The organism is Nocardia cerradoensis NBRC 101014 (assembly GCF_000308535.1).
In the GTDB taxonomy this organism is placed as follows: domain Bacteria; phylum Actinomycetota; class Actinomycetes; order Mycobacteriales; family Mycobacteriaceae; genus Nocardia; species Nocardia cerradoensis.
Genome location: NZ_BAFW01000255.1, coordinates 1 through 15,994 on the forward strand (window position 1 = coordinate 1; position 15,994 = coordinate 15,994).

At 67.4% G+C, this 15,994-nt stretch carries 14 protein-coding genes; 10 read left to right on the plus strand and 4 right to left on the minus strand.

The features are described 5' to 3' along the window. The first annotated feature begins 174 nt into the window (after window positions 1-174). Genes ON23_RS27130 through ON23_RS27140 form a run of 3 tightly spaced genes read left to right on the plus strand, consistent with a single transcriptional unit; the run spans window position 175 to window position 5,110 of the window. On the plus strand, window positions 175-2,616 hold the full coding sequence (locus ON23_RS27130; protein ID WP_063821343.1) for a transglycosylase domain-containing protein: 2,442 nt from the start codon (window positions 175-177) through the stop codon (window positions 2,614-2,616). A 29-nt stretch (window positions 2,617-2,645) separates the two neighbouring features. Then, the gene (locus tag ON23_RS27135) at window positions 2,646-4,361 is read left to right on the plus strand and encodes a glycosyltransferase family 87 protein (RefSeq protein WP_051043459.1); all 1,716 of its coding nucleotides are present in this window, start codon (window positions 2,646-2,648) and stop codon (window positions 4,359-4,361) included. Continuing rightward, window positions 4,358-5,110 (plus strand): isocitrate lyase/PEP mutase family protein, encoded by a 753-nt coding sequence (locus ON23_RS27140; protein WP_039781680.1) that lies wholly within the window; start codon window positions 4,358-4,360, stop codon window positions 5,108-5,110. Before ON23_RS27135 ends, ON23_RS27140 begins: the two co-directional genes overlap by 4 nt. A gap of 141 nt (window positions 5,111-5,251) precedes the next feature. On the opposite strand, the gene ON23_RS27145 is transcribed toward ON23_RS27140, so the two are convergent. Continuing rightward, window positions 5,252-6,340 (minus strand): alkene reductase, encoded by a 1,089-nt coding sequence (locus ON23_RS27145; RefSeq protein ID WP_039781683.1) that lies wholly within the window; start codon window positions 6,338-6,340, stop codon window positions 5,252-5,254. Between the two features lie 49 nt (window positions 6,341-6,389). Here ON23_RS27145 and ON23_RS27150 point away from each other — a divergent pair, with 49 nt between their 5' ends. Beyond that, window positions 6,390-6,755: a MerR family transcriptional regulator gene (locus ON23_RS27150; RefSeq protein WP_039781685.1), complete on the plus strand. Its 366-nt coding sequence runs from the start codon at window positions 6,390-6,392 to the stop codon at window positions 6,753-6,755. 10 nt (window positions 6,756-6,765) lie between these two features. On the opposite strand, the gene ON23_RS27155 is transcribed toward ON23_RS27150, so the two are convergent. After that, a complete protein-coding gene (locus ON23_RS27155; protein ID WP_245556130.1) occupies window positions 6,766-7,716 on the minus strand; it encodes a DMT family transporter in 951 nt (316 codons plus the stop codon). A gap of 83 nt (window positions 7,717-7,799) precedes the next feature. Here ON23_RS27155 and ON23_RS27160 point away from each other — a divergent pair, with 83 nt between their 5' ends. Further along, window positions 7,800-8,339 carry a CGNR zinc finger domain-containing protein gene (locus ON23_RS27160; protein WP_039781686.1) on the plus strand — a complete coding sequence of 180 codons (540 nt, stop codon included), beginning with the start codon at window positions 7,800-7,802 and terminating at the stop codon, window positions 8,337-8,339. Between the two features lies 1 nt (window position 8,340). Here the strand turns inward: ON23_RS27160 and ON23_RS27165 are convergent, their stop codons facing one another. After that, window positions 8,341-9,708, minus strand: coding sequence for a glycosyltransferase family protein (locus tag ON23_RS27165; protein ID WP_051043451.1), 1,368 nt, complete (start codon window positions 9,706-9,708; stop codon window positions 8,341-8,343). Window positions 9,709-9,968: 260 nt separating this feature from the next. Between ON23_RS27165 and rpsF the strand changes: the two genes are divergently transcribed. From rpsF to dnaB, 5 genes are all read left to right on the plus strand, one after another. Beyond that, on the plus strand, window positions 9,969-10,259 hold the full coding sequence (gene rpsF, locus ON23_RS27170; protein ID WP_030514152.1) for a 30S ribosomal protein S6: 291 nt from the start codon (window positions 9,969-9,971) through the stop codon (window positions 10,257-10,259). 110 nt (window positions 10,260-10,369) lie between these two features. Then, window positions 10,370-10,909, plus strand: coding sequence for a single-stranded DNA-binding protein (locus ON23_RS27175; protein WP_036507149.1), 540 nt, complete (start codon window positions 10,370-10,372; stop codon window positions 10,907-10,909). Between the two features lie 58 nt (window positions 10,910-10,967). Further along, on the plus strand, window positions 10,968-11,240 hold the full coding sequence (gene rpsR / locus ON23_RS27180; RefSeq protein WP_025353551.1) for a 30S ribosomal protein S18: 273 nt from the start codon (window positions 10,968-10,970) through the stop codon (window positions 11,238-11,240). Between the two features lie 16 nt (window positions 11,241-11,256). Beyond that, window positions 11,257-11,712, plus strand: coding sequence for a 50S ribosomal protein L9 (gene rplI, locus ON23_RS27185; RefSeq protein WP_030514150.1), 456 nt, complete (start codon window positions 11,257-11,259; stop codon window positions 11,710-11,712). A 784-nt stretch (window positions 11,713-12,496) separates the two neighbouring features. Beyond that, window positions 12,497-15,127, plus strand: a complete 2,631-nt coding sequence (gene dnaB, locus ON23_RS27195) for a replicative DNA helicase (protein WP_039781688.1) — start codon at window positions 12,497-12,499, stop codon at window positions 15,125-15,127. Here dnaB and ON23_RS27200 read toward each other — a convergent pair. Then, a complete protein-coding gene (locus ON23_RS27200; RefSeq protein WP_039781689.1) occupies window positions 15,096-15,956 on the minus strand; it encodes an AraC family transcriptional regulator in 861 nt (286 codons plus the stop codon). The two genes, dnaB and ON23_RS27200, sit on opposite strands and share 32 nt — an antisense overlap. Window positions 15,957-15,994: the final 38 nt, after the last annotated feature.

A 15,994-nucleotide genomic window follows, 5' to 3' on the forward strand; every position in this document is an offset into this window, starting at 1 on the left:
CCCACGGTGCGCGGCGGTCAGCCGAATCCGGCCGGTGGCCCGCCGCGGCGGCCCGGAAATTCCGCGAATCCGGCACCGCGTCCCGGTGCGCAGGCGACTCAGAAGATCGCCAAGCCCGGTGAGCAGAAACCTCAGTCGACCCAGAAGATCGCGGCCGGAACCCTCGGCGAGGCGATGGCGCAGCGCGGGCCGCGCTCGACCGCGGCCAACCGGGCGGCTCCCGGTGGCACCGGGACCCGTCCCGGCTCCGGTCCGGGTACCGGCGGACGCCGCGCGGTCGGCGCGGGCGCTCCCCCGTCGGGTCCGCCGCCGCGCAAGGGCAACGGTGGCGGTGACGGTCCGGGCGGTTCGGCGGGCAGGGGCCCGAAGGCGAAGAAGAAATCGCCGTGGCGCATCGTGCGCCGAGTGATCTATGTCCTGGTGGCATTGGCCATCGTGGTGCCGAGCGCGGTCTTCCTGATCGCGTACACGACCGTCTCGATACCCCAGCCGGGCGATCTCAAAACCCCTCAGGTCGCCACGATCCTGGCCTCCGACGGCACCACGCAGATCAGCAGAATCGTTCCGCCGGAAGGCAACCGGACCGACGTCACCATCGACCAGATCCCGCCGCACGTGCGCAACGCGGTGATCGCGGCCGAGGACCGGGACTTCTACTCCAACCCCGGCTTCTCCATCAGCGGTTTCGCCCGCGCCGCGCGCGACAACCTGATGGGCAAGGACACCGCCGGTGGTGGTTCGACGATCACCCAGCAGTACGTCAAGAACGCGATGGTCGGCAATCAGCATTCGCTGAGCCGCAAGATGCGCGAGCTGGTGATCTCGGCGAAGATGGCGCGGCAGTGGGGTAAGGACGACATCCTCACCGCGTACCTGAACACCATTCCGTTCGGTCGCGGCACCTTCGGTATCGACGCCGCGGCCAAGGCCTACTTCGGCAAGTCGGTCGAACAGCTGACCGTCGAAGAGGGCGCGATGCTGGCCGCCACCATCAACCAGCCGTACGGCCTGGACCCGGAGAACAACCCGAAGGGCGCCGAACAGCGCTGGAACTACGTCCTCGACGGCATGGTCAAGGCCGGTTCCATCCCCGCCGCCGAACGCGCCAAGATGGTGTACCCGAAGGTCCTGCCGTCCGGCGCCAACAGCGACGACAGCGAGAACAAGACCGCGGGCCCCAACGGCTTGATCAAGCGGCAGGTGCTCAGCGAGCTGTCCGAGGCCGGCATCAGCGACACCCAGCTGAACACCGAGGGCCTGCAGATCACCACGACCATCGATCAGAAGGCCCAGCAGGCGGCGATCGATTCGGTGCACAAGAACATGCAGGGTGAACGCGACGAGGTGCGGACCGCGGTCGTCTCGGTCGATCCGAAAACCGGTGCGGTGCGCGCCTATTACGGCGGCGACAACGCGACCGGCTGGGACTTCGCCAATGCCGGTCTGCAGTCCGGCTCGACCTTCAAGGTCTTCGGCCTGGCCGAGAATCTCGAACTCGGCAAGCCGCTGTCGACGATGTACGACAGTTCGGATCTGACCGTCAACGGCATCAAGATCACCAACGCCGAGGGTGAGACCTGCGGTACCTGCACCATCGCCGAGGCGCTCAAGCGGTCGCTGAACACCAGCTTCTACCGCATGGAACTCGATATGCCGGACGGTCCCACGAAGATCGCCGCGATGGCGCACCGGATGGGCATTCCCGACACGATTCCGGGCGTGGGCAAGACCCTGACCGAACCCGACGGCTCCGGCCCCAACAACGGCATCATCCTGGGTCAGTACCAGGTGCGACCGCTGGATATGGCTTCCGCGTACGCGACCATCGCGGCCTCGGGTGTCTATCACAAGCCGCATTTCGTGCAGAAGGTCGTGACGGCCGACGGTCAGGTCCTGCTGGACCGCGGACAGGTCGCGGGCGAGCAGCGGGTCTCCGCCGCCGTCGCGGACAACCTGTCGGCCGCGATGCAGCCGATCGCCGCCTCGTCCCGCAACCACGGCCTGGCCGGTGGCCGGCTGTCCGGTTCCAAGACGGGTACCACCCAGCTCGGTGACACCGGTCAGAACAAGGACGCGTGGATGATCGGCTTCACCCCGTCGCTGTCGACAGCGGTCTGGGTGGGTACCGCGGACGGTGTCGCGCTGAAGACGCCCGGCGGGTCGATCATGTACGGCTCCGGCCTGCCGTCGGATATCTGGAAGGACACCATGGACGGCGCGCTCGAGGGCACGCCGAAGGAGAACTTCCCGAAGCCGGCCGCGATCGGCGGACAGGCCGGTGTGCCGTCCTATTCGGCGCCGTACACCGCACCGAGCACCACACAGCAGGAATACCAGCCGCCGGTCGTGGTGAAGCCGTCGCAGGTCGAGATCCTGCCGGGCATCACCATTCCGGTGCCGGGCATCCAGCCGAATCCGCGTTCGCAGCCGCAGCAGAACCAGCCGCAGTCGCAGGACACCGGGCCATTGCCGGGTCAACCGGTGGCACCCGCCGACGGATCCTCACCGACCACGTCCGGTGATACCAACGGCAATTCACGGTCCCAGCGTCCGGGCGCCGGCGTCGGCAACAATACCGACGGGACAGGAGACGGGAACTCCAACAGTCACCGGTAGCCTCGGGTGGCGTGAGTGAACAACAGCCGGTGGCGGCCTCGACGTTCGGTGACGAAGGTGTCGAGACCGCCACCGGTTTCGTTTCCGCGGCTCCCCTCGCGGCGGATCGGAGATCGGCGGTGCGCCGGGACAAACCCAGCCGCACCGATTCGATGACCGCTCAGTTGAGCAGCACGATCGGCGGCCCGGTCGGCGACCACGCCCTGATCGGCCGCTCTCGCTTCTGGACTCCGCTGCGCATTCTGCTGGCCTTCGCGGTGGTGTTCCTCGCCCTCGGCTGGGCCGGTAAGGCCGGCTGCATTCAGCAGACGACCACCTCGGAGGGCCATCTCACCCTCGACTGGAACAACGGCCGCCAATACGTGGCCATGTGCTACTCGGATACGGTGCCGCTCTACGGCGCCGAACATCTCGACGAGGGCGCGTTCCCCTACAAGAAGAAGTGGACCGAGGTCGGCCCCGACGGCAAACTGCAGACCCGGTACATGGAATATCCGGTGCTGTCGGGCCTTTATCAGTACCTGGCGATGGAGGTCGCCAATATCTGGATGTCGCTGCCGTTGCCCAAGGCGCTGTCGGTGGTGGTGTATTTCAATGTCGTCGCCGTGGGACTGGCGCTGGCCTGGCTGGTGACGGTGTGGGCGTCGGCGATGCTGGCGGGCCGCCGGATCTGGGATGCGGCGCTGGTGGCGCTCTCACCGCTGGTGCTCGTGCACATCTTCACCAATTTCGACGCGTTGGCAACGGCTTTCGCGGCCACGGGCCTGCTGGCGTGGGCCAGGCGGCGGCCGGTCCTCGCCGGAATCCTGCTCGGGCTGGGCGGTGCGGCCAAGCTGTATCCGCTGTTGCTGCTGGGCCCGATCGTGGTGCTCTGTCTGCGTGTGGACGGCCGTGACCGATTGCCGGGCCTGCGAGAACAGCTGCGACGCAACGGCAACAACGCGATCGGCGCCCTGCGCGACTATCTGGCCGGCGCGCGGATCAGTCCGCTGCGGGCGGCGCTGGTGACCGTGGTGTCGGCGATGCTGGCCTGGCTGGCGGTGAACCTGCCCATCGCGGTGCCGTTCACCGAGGGCTGGTGGGAATTCTTCCGGCTCAACAGTGAACGCCACGCCGATCCGGATTCGCTCTACAACGTGATCACCTCCTTCACGGGCTGGCAGGGTTTCGACGGTCCACTCGCCTCCTCCGACACTCCGACCGCGCTGAATTCGGTGTCGCTGGTGCTGTTCGCGGCCGCCTGCGCGGTGATCGGCTACATCGCGCTGACCGCGGCCCGCCGGCCGCGCGTGGCACAACTGGCCTTCCTGGTGGTGGCGGCCTTCCTGTTGACCAACAAGGTGTGGAGTCCGCAGTATTCGCTGTGGCTGGTGCCGCTGGCGGTGCTGGCCCTGCCGCATCGGCGAATCCTGTTGGCGTGGATGACGATCGACGCGCTGGTGTGGTTCCCGCGCATGTACTACTACCTCGGCACCGACGACAAGGGCGTCCCCGAACAGTGGTTCACCAGCGCGGTTCTGATCCGCGACGTCGCGGTCGTGGGCCTGTGCGCGTTGGTGGTCCGCCAGATCTACCGGCCCGATCAGGACCTCGTCCGAGCCGACGGAGTGGACGACCCGGTCGGCGGAATTCTGGACCGCGCGCAGGATCCGGCGCTGCCGTGGTTGCCGTCGGCCCTGCAACCCAGGCCGCCGTATCCGGCCTCTGGCGCGAACAGCCGATCATGGGCGAGGATCGACACATGACCGCATTGAGCGAGCAGGCGACCACCTTCCTCGAGCTGCACCGCCCCGGCGATCCGGCGATTCTGCCGACCGTCTGGGACGCGTGGTCGGCGAATCTGGTGCAGGCGGCCGGTTTCGCCGCGCTGACCGTCGGCAGCCATCCGCTGGCGGATTCGCTGGGCAAATCCGATCAGGAGGGGATGACCTATCCCGAATCGATGGCCCGGGTTCGCGAGATCACTGCGGCGGTCGGCATTCCCGTCTCGGTCGATATCGAATCCGGCTACGGCCTGAAGCCCGCCCAGCTGATCGACGGACTGCTGGAGGCGGGCGCGGTCGGCCTCAACATCGAGGATTCGGTGCACAGCGAGGGCGGCCGCCTGCGCGAGCCGAGCGAACACGCCGATTTCGTCGCCGGACTGCGGCAGGCGGCCGACGCCGCCGGTGTGCACGTGGTGGTCAACGCCCGCACCGACCTGTTCCTGCGCGAGGACCAGAACACCCCGGATCGGGTCGAGCGGGTGCTGGAGCGGATGCGGCTGGCGGCCGAAGCGGGCGCCGACGTGCTGTACCCGGTGGGTCAGCGCGATCCGGAGATCCTGCGCCGGCTGTGTGCCGAACTTCCGTTGCCGGTCAACGCCATCGGCCTGCCGGACCAGGGCGATCGCGCCTGGTTCGCCGAAGTGGGCGTTGCCCGAGTCAGTTTCGGGCCGTTCCTGCAGCGCGCGCTGAGCACCGAGGCGAACCGGCTGCTCGAGCGCTGGCACTGATCCCGGAACCCCGGCACCGAATCGGGTCGGGTTCTGTGACAATGGAAACCGCCGATGCCCGTCGCAACGCATGCCACGAAGCCCGAGATGAGCGAGCCTACGGTATGCGACCGGGGCGGTCATCGGCGCTGTGATTCCCGGTCAGGCCACCCGCTCGTCGTGGTCGATCCACGCCGGGTAGTCGGTATATCCGGCCGGTCCCCGGCCGTAGAGGCCGTCCTCGCGTACCGGCGCCAGCGCTCGATCGTGCCGGATCCGCGACACCAGATCGGGATTGGCGATGAAAGCCCGTCCGAAGGACACCAGATCGGCCCGGCCGTCGGCGAGCACCCGCTCGGCCGCCGCCGGTGCGGTCGGTGCGCGGTTCTCACCGATATTGGCGATCAGCGTGCCGCTCCAGCGTGGGCGCAGATCGGCGAGTGCCGGATAGTCGTCGTTGTCGGTGAGATGGAGATAGGCGAGATCTCGTCCGGCGAGTTCACCGACCAGGGCGCGGTAGAGCGGCGCCGGATCGGCCTCGTGCATGCCGAATTGCGGATTGCCCGGCGACAACCGGATCCCGACTCGGTGCGGACCCGCCACGGCGGCAACGGCATCGGTGACCTCGAGTGCGAATCGCATGCGATTGGCGATCGTGCCGCCGTATTCGTCGGTGCGCAGGTTGGTGTTGTCGGCCAGGAACTGATGGACGAGATAGCTGTTCGCACCGTGGATCTCGACACCGTCGAATCCGGCCGCGAGCGCGTTGGCGGTGGCGGCGGCGTAATGCTCGACGGCCCGGGCGATCTCGGCGCGGGACATGGCACGAGGTCGTGGCGCCGCGGCCTTCCCGCCGTCGATCAGGTGGACCGGATCGGCGGCCGGTACCGCCGACGGGCCGGCCGGCAGGGTGCCGTCGATCCGGGCCAGCGGATGACCCCACCGCCCGCCGTGCATGAGCTGGGCGAAGATCCGCCCGCCCGCGCCGTGGACGGCTTCGGTGACCCGCCACCATCCGGCGATGTGCGCCTCGGTGGCCAGGCCCGGCACCCATGCCTCGCTCTGGCCGGTCGAATGCGGCCAGATTCCTTCGGTGACAATGAGTCCCGCGTCGGCCCGCTGGGCGTAGTAGGTCGCCACGTCGTCGGTGGGCGAGCCGTCGGGGTGGGAGCGCAACCGGGTCATCGGCGCCATCACGACGCGATTGGGCAGGTGCAGGTGGCTTGCGTGATAGTCGGTCAGCAACAGCATGCGCGTACCGTAGAACCTGACATCAATGTGAGGTGCAAGGGAGAAACCGGTGCGCATCGGCGAATTGGCACGACGCACGGGCGTCAGCGTGCGGTCGTTGCGGTATTACGAGACCCAGGGCCTGCTGGCCTCGACCCGGACCTCGGGCGGTCAGCGCGAATACCGTGAGCAGGCCGTGGACCGGGTGGTTCGCATTCAGGAGATGTTCGCCGCGGGACTGCACAGCCGCACCATCGCCGAACTGCTGCCGTGCATCAACGACACCGACGGTACGCCCGCGCGGACCGCTACCCCGTGGCTCTCGGAAACCCTTGCCGCCGAACGCGAACGCATCGACGCGTGCATCAAGGATCTGGTCCGCACCCGCGAGGTGCTCGACGGTGTGATCAGCGCGGCGCACGGCGAGCCGCACTGAGCGCGAACCCCTACCTCAGGGCGGCCAGTCCCGGCCGGCGCTCCAGGACGGCGCCGGACGCCGGTGCGGCCGGCTCCCCGGCCCCCGCGGCATCCGGCCGGGTTCCGGATCGGAGCGAGGCCAGCACCATCCCGAGCAGGCCGACGCCGAGTCCGGCAATCGTCAACGGCCGCAACGGTTGCGCGATCAGCAGCCAGGCCAGTCCCGCCGTGACCAACGGGGTGACGAAGAACAACTTGCCGACGCGGGTGGCGTCCCAGCGGCGCAGCATCGCGTTCAGGAGCAGGAAGCAGGCGACGGCGTTGATCGCCACCATCCACATCAGCGAGCCGGCGAAGCGCAGCGGATCGGCGATGTGCATGCCCCCGCTCCCGAGCATGAGGATTCCCGCCACCGGCGCGCTGATCAGCACGTGCACAGCGGTATTCGTGCGGGTGTCGACCTGCGGCACGAAGCGCTTCTGATAGACCGTGCCGAGGCTCAGGCCCAGGAGACCGACCACGCACAGCACCAATCCCGTTGCGGAGAAATGCGATTGGTCGGCAACCGCCAGTCCGACGCCGAGGCCGCCGACACCGAATCCGATCCACTGCCGCACGGTGACCGACTCCCCGAGCACGGTCCCGGCGAACAGCGCGATCACCACCGGATTCAAACCCTGCACCAGTGAGATCACCGCCGCGGACACATGGTCGGCCATGGCGGTGTAGAAGGCGCCGAACTGCACCATCTGCATGAGCAGTCCGGCGACGGCGACATGCGCCAATTGCCGGCCGCGCGGCCACCGCGCCCCGACGACGACGGCATACATCGCCAAGACCAGTCCGGCGCAGGCGAAGCGGGCGAACAGCACCACCATCGGCGGCGCCGCACCGACGCCGATGATGCCGGCGATGAACGCACTGCTCCACATCACGACGAAGGCCGCGGGGGCGGCCGTTTCCATCAGTCGCTTCCGCACGACGCCTCCCGAATAACCGCTTCAACTGGTTACCAACCCTGACACCGGTGCGACTAACCTGTCAAGGGGGTTACTATGACGAGGTGTTCACCTTCGTCAGCGGCAATGTGGCCCTGGATTTCGCCGGGACGGTTCAGGAGCGCGATGCCGGTTTCGTCGATCTCCTGACGACTCCCGCCGCGCTCGGCGAATGGCTGATCGCGGCCGGATTACTGGACTCCGCGGCGCGATGCGACGCGGCCGACCTGGCCCGGGCGGTCGAACTGCGCGAAGCGGTGTACCGCCTGGCGCTGGCCACCACCACCGGTGAACCGTGGCGCGATGCCGACCGGATGCTGGTCAACCGGATCGCCGACGGCCCGAAACCCTCGATCGCCCTGCGCGCCGACGCCGGCGTGACCCGCCGGGGCGACTGCGATCACGCCCTCGCGCGCATCGCGACCGAGGCGATCGAACTCCTCGGCGGCCCCGATCGCGATCGCATCAAACAGTGTGGCCGCGATACCTGCACCCGCCTCTACCTCGACACCTCCCGCGCGGGCTCGCGGCGCTGGTGCGATATGACGCTGTGCGGCAATCGCGCCAAGAGCGCGTCGTTCCGCGCTCGCCGCGGCAAGCCGTAATTCAGTGGGCGGGAACGAGTTCGCGCGCCTCCGGTGACACCATCGGCCGGTATCCGCGCGGGCGGGCGCGGACGAACGCGAAGAAGAAGAACACCAGCAGGATCGCGCGTCCCCACACCCCGAACTGCACGAGTTTCTCGTAGAAGTCCGCACCGGTCCCGCTGCCCAGGGCGTGGAAGTAGCGGAAGACCCCGATGCCGAGCGCCAGATCGGCCAGCAGATAGGCGCCGACCGCCGCCCACGGCACCTCGAGCAGGACGAAGAACGGCAGCACCCACAGCGTGTACTGCGGCGAGTGCACCTTGTGGAACAACAGGAATCCACTCAGCATCGCCGCGCTCACGCCCACCCACGGGTAATACCCGAGCGCGGGAAAACGCTTCCACCCCAACCAGACAGCGAGTGCGAACGAGACGACCACCAGGACCGGCGAGGCCGTCGCCACGACATCCTGGAACGACGCTTCCCCGCTCTGCCCGTCCGGGAACATCGGCCGAAGCCCCCAGTACCAGATCGAGTTGGTGGTGATGTCGGCCTGCCGCATCTGCTGGAAGGTGAACGAGGCCCGCCAGCCGTCGTAGCCGAGCAGAGCGAAGGGCAGGTTGATCGCCGCCACCGTCACGATCGCCGCACCCGCGGCCGCGAACGCACCGGCCGGGTCGTAGCCGCGGCGGGGAGCATCCGGCCGCTCGCCGAGGTCCGGCTCGCCGAGAAAGATGTAGAGCATCAGCGGCAGGACGAAGATTCCCGGATACAACTTCAGGCAGAATCCGATGCCCAGCAGGACCGCCGCGCCAATTCCCCTGGTGCGCAACGAATATCGAGTCAGCGTGGTCATCACGTAGACCGCGCCGACGGCCGTGCACACCACCGGAAGTTCCCAATTGTGGAACGCGTAGAGCACCAGCGGCGGGCCCACCGACCACAGCAGCGCGACCGCACCCGACATCCGTCCCAGCATCCACGCGGTCAGCAGGGCGAACGGCGCCAGCAGCAGTGCCGAATGCAGCAGGAAGCCGGCGTCGTCGTGCACCCCGGCCGCGCCGAGCCACATCAGCAGCCCGCTGAGTACCGGATATTCCACGGCGCCGCCGGTCAGGGTGCCGTCCGGGGTGATACCGCCGCCGACGTAGGGAAACAGATGTTCGTCTATGCCGCGGCCGAGCCAGAGGAATTGGATGTCGGAATAGCAGACCTCGGCATCCTTGATGCGATCGAAGATCAGACTGCGCCCGTCGCCGTCGAACGGCGCGCCCGCGCAGCGGGCCTTGTTGAGATAGGCGAAGATCAGTGTGACGGCGCAGGCCAGCACCGCGGCCGCGGCCGCGGCCCGGCCGGTTGCGCGCGCCCGGACTATCGCATCGGCCACGCGGCCACCTCCGCAGCCACGCCGTCGCCACCGCCGGAGTTCCTACGATCGGCGGATCGAATCGGCATGTGCACCACGATAGGTGGGCTACCCCACCGACGGCGATATTCGTCGGGAACGAGACCCATTTCGCACCCGGTGCCCCGGATTCGGGTCCGGACCGGCCGTTCATGTAGCCTTGTCGGGTTGCTGACGCAACGACCCCTCCTGCCACGGAAAGTCCGTGGCCGTTCACAGTCCACAGGAGGTGATGGGTTCCCGTGCGTCATTACGAAGTGATGGTCATCCTCGATCCGAACCTGGACGAGCGCACTGTCGGTCCGAACTTGGACAAGATGCTCAGTGTGGTCTCGCAGCAGGGCGGCAAGATCGACAAGGTCGACCTCTGGGGCCGCCGCCGGCTGGCCTACGAAATCGAGAAGCGCGCCGAGGGCATCTACGCCGTCGTCGACCTGACCGCCGAACCGGCCACGGTCAGCGAGCTCGACCGTCAGCTGGGCCTGAACGAGTCGGTGCTGCGCACCAAGGTGCTGCGGCAGGACAAGAAGTAAGACCCCTGGCATACCTGCCGGAAAGCAAACCGCACTTGTCGTTGCCTGGCCTTAGGCTCTAGCGCAACAGGCGAGTGCACAGCTGATCGCACCGGAGACCAGGAGGAACCATGGCAGGCGACACCGTAATCACCGTCATCGGCAATTTGACGGCAGATCCGGAACTTCGATTCACGCCCGCGGGCGCGGCGGTGGCCAATTTCACCGTCGCCTCGACTCCCCGGGTGTTCGACCGCAACGCCAACGAATGGAAAGACGGCGAGGCACTGTTCCTGCGCTGCAACATTTGGCGTGAGGCCGCGGAGAATGTCGCCGAGAGCCTGACCCGAGGCGCTCGCGTCATCGTGAGCGGACGGCTGAAGCAGCGCTCCTACGAAACCCGCGAGGGTGAGAAGCGCACGGTCGTCGAACTCGAGGTCGACGAGGTCGGTCCCTCCCTGCGCTACGCGACCGCGAAGGTCAACAAGACCTCGCGCGGCGGTGGCGGTGGTGGTTTCGGCGGCAATTCCGGCGGCAGTGGTGGGGGCTTCGGCGGCTCCAACGGTGGCAGTCGCGGCGGACAGAGTTCCGCCGGCGACGATCCGTGGGGCAGCGCTCCCGCGGCCGGCTCCTTCGGAGGCGGCCAGATGGACGACGAACCGCCGTTCTGAACGGCTCACATATCGGGGCCCGCGGTACGCGGCTCCCAGGCAAACGGAGTGAAGACCCATGGCCAAAGCACCGGCACGCGAAAAGGTGCTGAAGAAGAAGGCTTGCGCGTTCTGCAAGGACGACAAGAAGGCGAAGAAGGACGGCTCGGGCACCGGCGCCGTCATCGACTACAAGGACACGGCGTTGCTGCGCAAGTTCGTCAGCGACCGCGGCAAGATCCGCGCCCGCCGCGTCACCGGAAACTGCGTGCAGCACCAGCGGGACATCGCCGTCGCGGTGAAGAACTCTCGCGAGGTCGCGCTGCTGCCGTACGTGTCCACGGCTCGCTGAGAACGGGAGGCAGACGATGAAGCTGATTCTGACTGCTGATGTGGACAACCTCGGTGCGCCCGGCGACACCGTGGAGGTCAAGGACGGTTACGGCCGTAACTACCTGCTGCCTCGCGGCCTGGCGATCGTCGCCACCCGCGGCGCCGAGAAGCAGGTCGAGGGCATTCGCCGGGCGCAGGACGCCCGTCGCGTGCGCGACCTGGACCACGCCAAGGAGCTCAAGGCCGCGATCGAGGGCCTGGAGGGCGTGTCGCTGTCGGTGAAGACCGCCGGCACCGGCAAGCTGTTCGGTTCGGTCACCACCGCCGACGTCGCCGGCGCGGTCAAGGCCGCCGGTGGCCCGGTGCTCGACAAGCGCAGCATCGAGCTGCCGAAGTCGCACATCAAGAGCACCGGCAAGCACAACGTCACCGTGCACCTGCACCCCGACGTGATCGCCAAGTTCGACCTGCAGGTTGCTGCCGCGGAGTGATCTCCGCCCCGCTGTCCGGTACGGCACCCATCGGTTCGCCGATACGCCCGATCCGGCCGACGGGTCACAGTTCATCGAAGACCATCCCCGTGGTTACCGCGGGGATGGTCTTCGCCTGCGCGGATTTCTCCGGCCGACAGGCCCGTATACGGCTCTTGTCGCGTTTCGGACCGGAATCGGATCCGACACGATAGAGTTGCGAAAGATTTGCTAGTTGGTGACGGTGGGCATCGGATCCCGCCGGCGACAGCTTCTGCGCACTTTTTACCCAGCTCCTGGGGATTTGTGGACAAGTAGCCAAACCGACCATCTCGAATGTGACCTACGCCATAGCTTCGGAGAGCGGTGTTAACCCAACACGCCCGGCTGTTCATCTCGGATGACACGCCGACGCTATTTCAATCCACATGTGGGAAATCGAAAAAACGCGTGTCCACCTGGTCATAGCCGCTGCGCATACCGGGTTATCCCCAGTTGATCCACAAGGCCTACACAACAGTGGGTGAACTGTGCCCAGTTTATCCACAGCTGTTTCCACAGGACGGTTTGGCGATCCCCAACTCGGTCCCTTAGGTTCTTCCAGGCGCCGTCGTCACGGGCCGGTAGCACCGCGATTCTCGTTGTGGGAAACCGTTAGCTACGGGCAGGTTCTCGATCATGTGGCGGCCGCCGCGACGGCCGGGGTGACATGTTCCGACGTGTCGGTACCCGGGCGTACAACAAGTCATCAATAGGGTCGAAGCCGGGTGGGATCAGGCCGGGTGCGATGAGAGAGGACGGTCGAGTGGCAGTCGTCGACGATCGCGGGCACTCGGATTACAACGATCAGCCCGGCGAGGATTTCGGTCGGCAGCCGCCGCACGACATGGCCGCCGAACAGTCGGTTCTCGGCGGCATGTTGCTCAGCAAGGACGCCATCGCCGACGTCGTCGAGGTCATCCGTCCCGGAGATTTCTACCGTCCCGCGCATCAGGCCGTCTACGACGCGATCCTCGACCTCTACGGCCGCGGCGAACCCGCGGACCCGGTCACCGTCGCCGCCACCCTGGACCGGCGCGGCGAACTCAAACGCATCGGCGGCGCGCCCTATCTGGTCACCCTGACCCAGACCGTGCCGACGGCGGCCAACGCCTCCTACTACGCCGAAATCGTCGCGGAGAAGGCGATTCTGCGGCGCCTGGTCGAGGCCGGCACGCGCATCGTGCAATTCGGCTACGCCGGCTCCGAGGGCCAGGACGTCGCCGAGGTCGTCGACCGCGCCCAGGCCGAGATCTACGAGGTCACCGAACGCCGGTCCACCGAGGACTTCCTGCCCTTGGAGGAACTGCTCCAGCCGACGATGGACGAAATCGACTCCATCGCCAGCCGCGGCGGCATCTCCCTCGGCGTACCGACCGGCTTCACCGAACTCGACGAGGTCACCAACGGCCTGCACCCCGGCCAGATGATCATCGTCGCGGCCAGGCCTGGCGTCGGCAAGGCACTCGCACTCGATACCCCGCTGCCCACTCCGGCCGGCTGGACGACCATGGGTGAGGTGGCGGTCGGAGACCACCTGCTCGACGCGCACGGACGGCCGACTCGGGTCGTAGCCGCCACCGAGACGATGTACGAACGCCCTTGCTACGAGGTGGAATTCTCCGACGGCACGGTGATCGTCGCGGATGCCGAACATCAGTGGCTCACCGAAACACGCGCCTCACGGCGCTCCGCCCAGCAAGCCACGGCAGGCCGCAATCGGTGCCGGAATCAGCGAACGTTCGCCGAGGTTCGGACCACCGCCGATATCGCCGGAACGCTTCGCTGCGCGACTGCGGACGCGCGGCTCAATCACTCGGTCACCAACGCCGCGCCGCTTCAACTGCCGGAGCGTGACCTGCTGGTTCCGCCCTACACGCTGGGCGCTTGGCTGGGCGACGGCACCGCCGCCTCCGCCCAACTGACAACTGCCGACCCGGAAATCGTCCTGCGCATCGAGAACGAGGGGTTGCTCGCGGTGCCGTCGGCGAGTGCCGCGTTGCGCTACTACCTGCGCCTGCCCGAATCCGATCCCATTTCTCCTCGCAACTGCGTCGTGTGCGGGGCCGAGTTCGTGCCGTTCACCTCCGAGGTGAAGACCTGCGGCCGATCCTGCGGTGGTAAGTCGCGATTCGTCTCCTCCCCCTCGCCCCGGCCGACTTGCCCGCAGTGCGGGCGGCCTTCCACAGGTCTGCGGACGTGCCAGGGCTGCCGCAATGCCACGGGCACGGTACAAGGACGGTTGCGCACCATCGGTGTCCTGGGGAACAAGCACATACCGACGGCCTATCTCCGCGCCTCCGAAGCACAGCGGCGGGCGCTGCTGGCCGGTCTGCTCGACACGGACGGCACTGTGACCCACAGCGGTTCGGTGCAATTCACCGTGACGAACGAACGACTGGTCTCCGATGTCGAAGAACTGATCGTCAGCCTCGGATACCGATGCCACCGATCGGCCAAGGCCGTGCGCGGACGCACCGCGGACAGTTCCGTGGCGTACACACTCACGTTCACGACCGACGACGAGGTGTTCGGCCTGAGCCGAAAGAATCTGCTGCACAAGCAACGTCGGCGGGCGACCGGGACCGCACGGTCGAACTCACGATTCATCGTCGACGTCCGGCCGATCCCCAGCGTTCCGGTCCGCTGTGTCGAGGTCGACAATCCCGACCACCTCTACCTGGCCGGGCGCTCGATGGTCCCCACGCACAACTCCACCCTCGGAATGGATTTCATGCGGAGTTGCTCGATCAAGCACGGCTTGGCGAGCGTTATCTTCTCGCTGGAAATGAGTAAGACCGAGATCGTGATGCGTCTGCTGTCGGCGGAGGCGAAGATCAAGCTCGGAGATATGCGTGCCGGGCGGATGAGCGACGACGACTGGACCAAGCTCGCGCGGCGGATGAGCGAGATCAGTGAGGCGCCGCTGTTCGTCGACGATTCGCCGAACCTGACCATGATGGAGATCCGGGCGAAGGCGCGCCGCCTCAAGCAGCGCCACGATCTGCGGCTCGTCGTGGTGGACTATCTGCAGCTGATGACCTCCGGTAAGAAGGTCGAATCCCGCCAGCAGGAAGTCTCGGAATTCTCCCGAAGCCTGAAACTACTGGCCAAGGAATTGGAAGTTCCGGTGGTCGCGATCAGTCAGCTGAACCGTGGTCCGGAACAGCGAACGGACAAGCGCCCCATGGTCTCCGACCTCCGCGAATCCGGTTCGCTGGAACAGGACGCCGATATGGTGATCCTGTTGCACCGCCCCGACGCGTTCGAACGCGACGACCCGCGCGGCGGCGAGGCCGACCTGATCCTCGGCAAACACCGAAACGGCCCCACCGCGACGATCACCGTCGCCCACCAGCTCCACCTCAGCCGCTTCGTGGATATGGCGCGCGGGTAGCGGGCAGCCGGCGCGGCCAGGCGATGTGGTCGACCGAGAGCCAGGGGGCGGCGGCGACGGCCGAGGCGGGCATACCCGTGAAGTCGACGATGTCGCGGTGGAGATGGGACTGGTCGACGAAACCGGTTTCGGCGGCGACCCGGGCGGGGCGGTGGCCGGCGGCGAGTCGATGGGCCACGTGGTCGAACCGCACCAGCCGGGCGCACTGTTTGGGCGTGATCCCGATCTGGGCGCGAAAGCGCGACCACAGCCGCTGACGGCTCCATCCGACCTCGGCCGCCAGTGGTTCGATGCGGCCGCTACCGTGACTGTGCGTCAGTCGGCGCCAGACGAATTCGACCTCCGGATCCACCTCCGGGCCGGTGGCGAGGCGCCGAGCCAGTGCGGCGTGCGCGATCGCGAAGCGCGTATCCCACGAGCGCGCGGCACGCAGTCGTTCCTGGATGCGCGCGGCATCGCCACCCCAGAGTTCGCCGAGCCCGACCACCATCCCGTTCAGTTCCGCACCCGCGCCGAGCACCGTGTGGGCGACCACGGGAGACAGCCGGATCTGCAACAGGTCGACGGCGCGGCCCGAGCCCCGTAGCGCGCCGCGGGGCAGGCCGACCACGAGGGGGCCGCCCGTGCGCTCACCACTCACACCGTCGACGACCAGCGCGTCACCGAAATCGACGAAAACCGTCAACGCCGGATACGGGATCATCTGCAAGGCGACCGTTTCACCGGCCCTTCCCCGGAATCCCGCCATACTCACGCCCGGCATGCCGCCCCCGGCCGGGACCGCGAGGTCCATCACGGCACCGGCCAGCACCACCGGCTGCACAGGCATGCCGCAATGGTACGAGCGATTCGGACGGATGGCCCGGT

Excerpts from the sequence above, each read along its gene's own strand:
- ON23_RS27130 (WP_063821343.1), top strand. The coding sequence starts at position 175 with ATGGCGCAGCGCGGGCCGCGCTCGACCGCGGCCAACCGGGCGGCTCCC.
- ON23_RS27140 (WP_039781680.1), top strand. The coding sequence starts at position 4,358 with ATGACCGCATTGAGCGAGCAGGCGACCACCTTCCTCGAGCTGCACCGC.
- ON23_RS27145 (WP_039781683.1), bottom strand. The coding sequence starts at position 6,340 with ATGCTGTTGCTGACCGACTATCACGCAAGCCACCTGCACCTGCCCAAT.
- ON23_RS27175 (WP_036507149.1), top strand. The coding sequence starts at position 10,370 with ATGGCAGGCGACACCGTAATCACCGTCATCGGCAATTTGACGGCAGAT.
- rpsR (WP_025353551.1), top strand. The coding sequence starts at position 10,968 with ATGGCCAAAGCACCGGCACGCGAAAAGGTGCTGAAGAAGAAGGCTTGC.
- rplI (WP_030514150.1), top strand. The coding sequence starts at position 11,257 with ATGAAGCTGATTCTGACTGCTGATGTGGACAACCTCGGTGCGCCCGGC.
- ON23_RS27200 (WP_039781689.1), bottom strand. The coding sequence starts at position 15,956 with ATGCCTGTGCAGCCGGTGGTGCTGGCCGGTGCCGTGATGGACCTCGCG.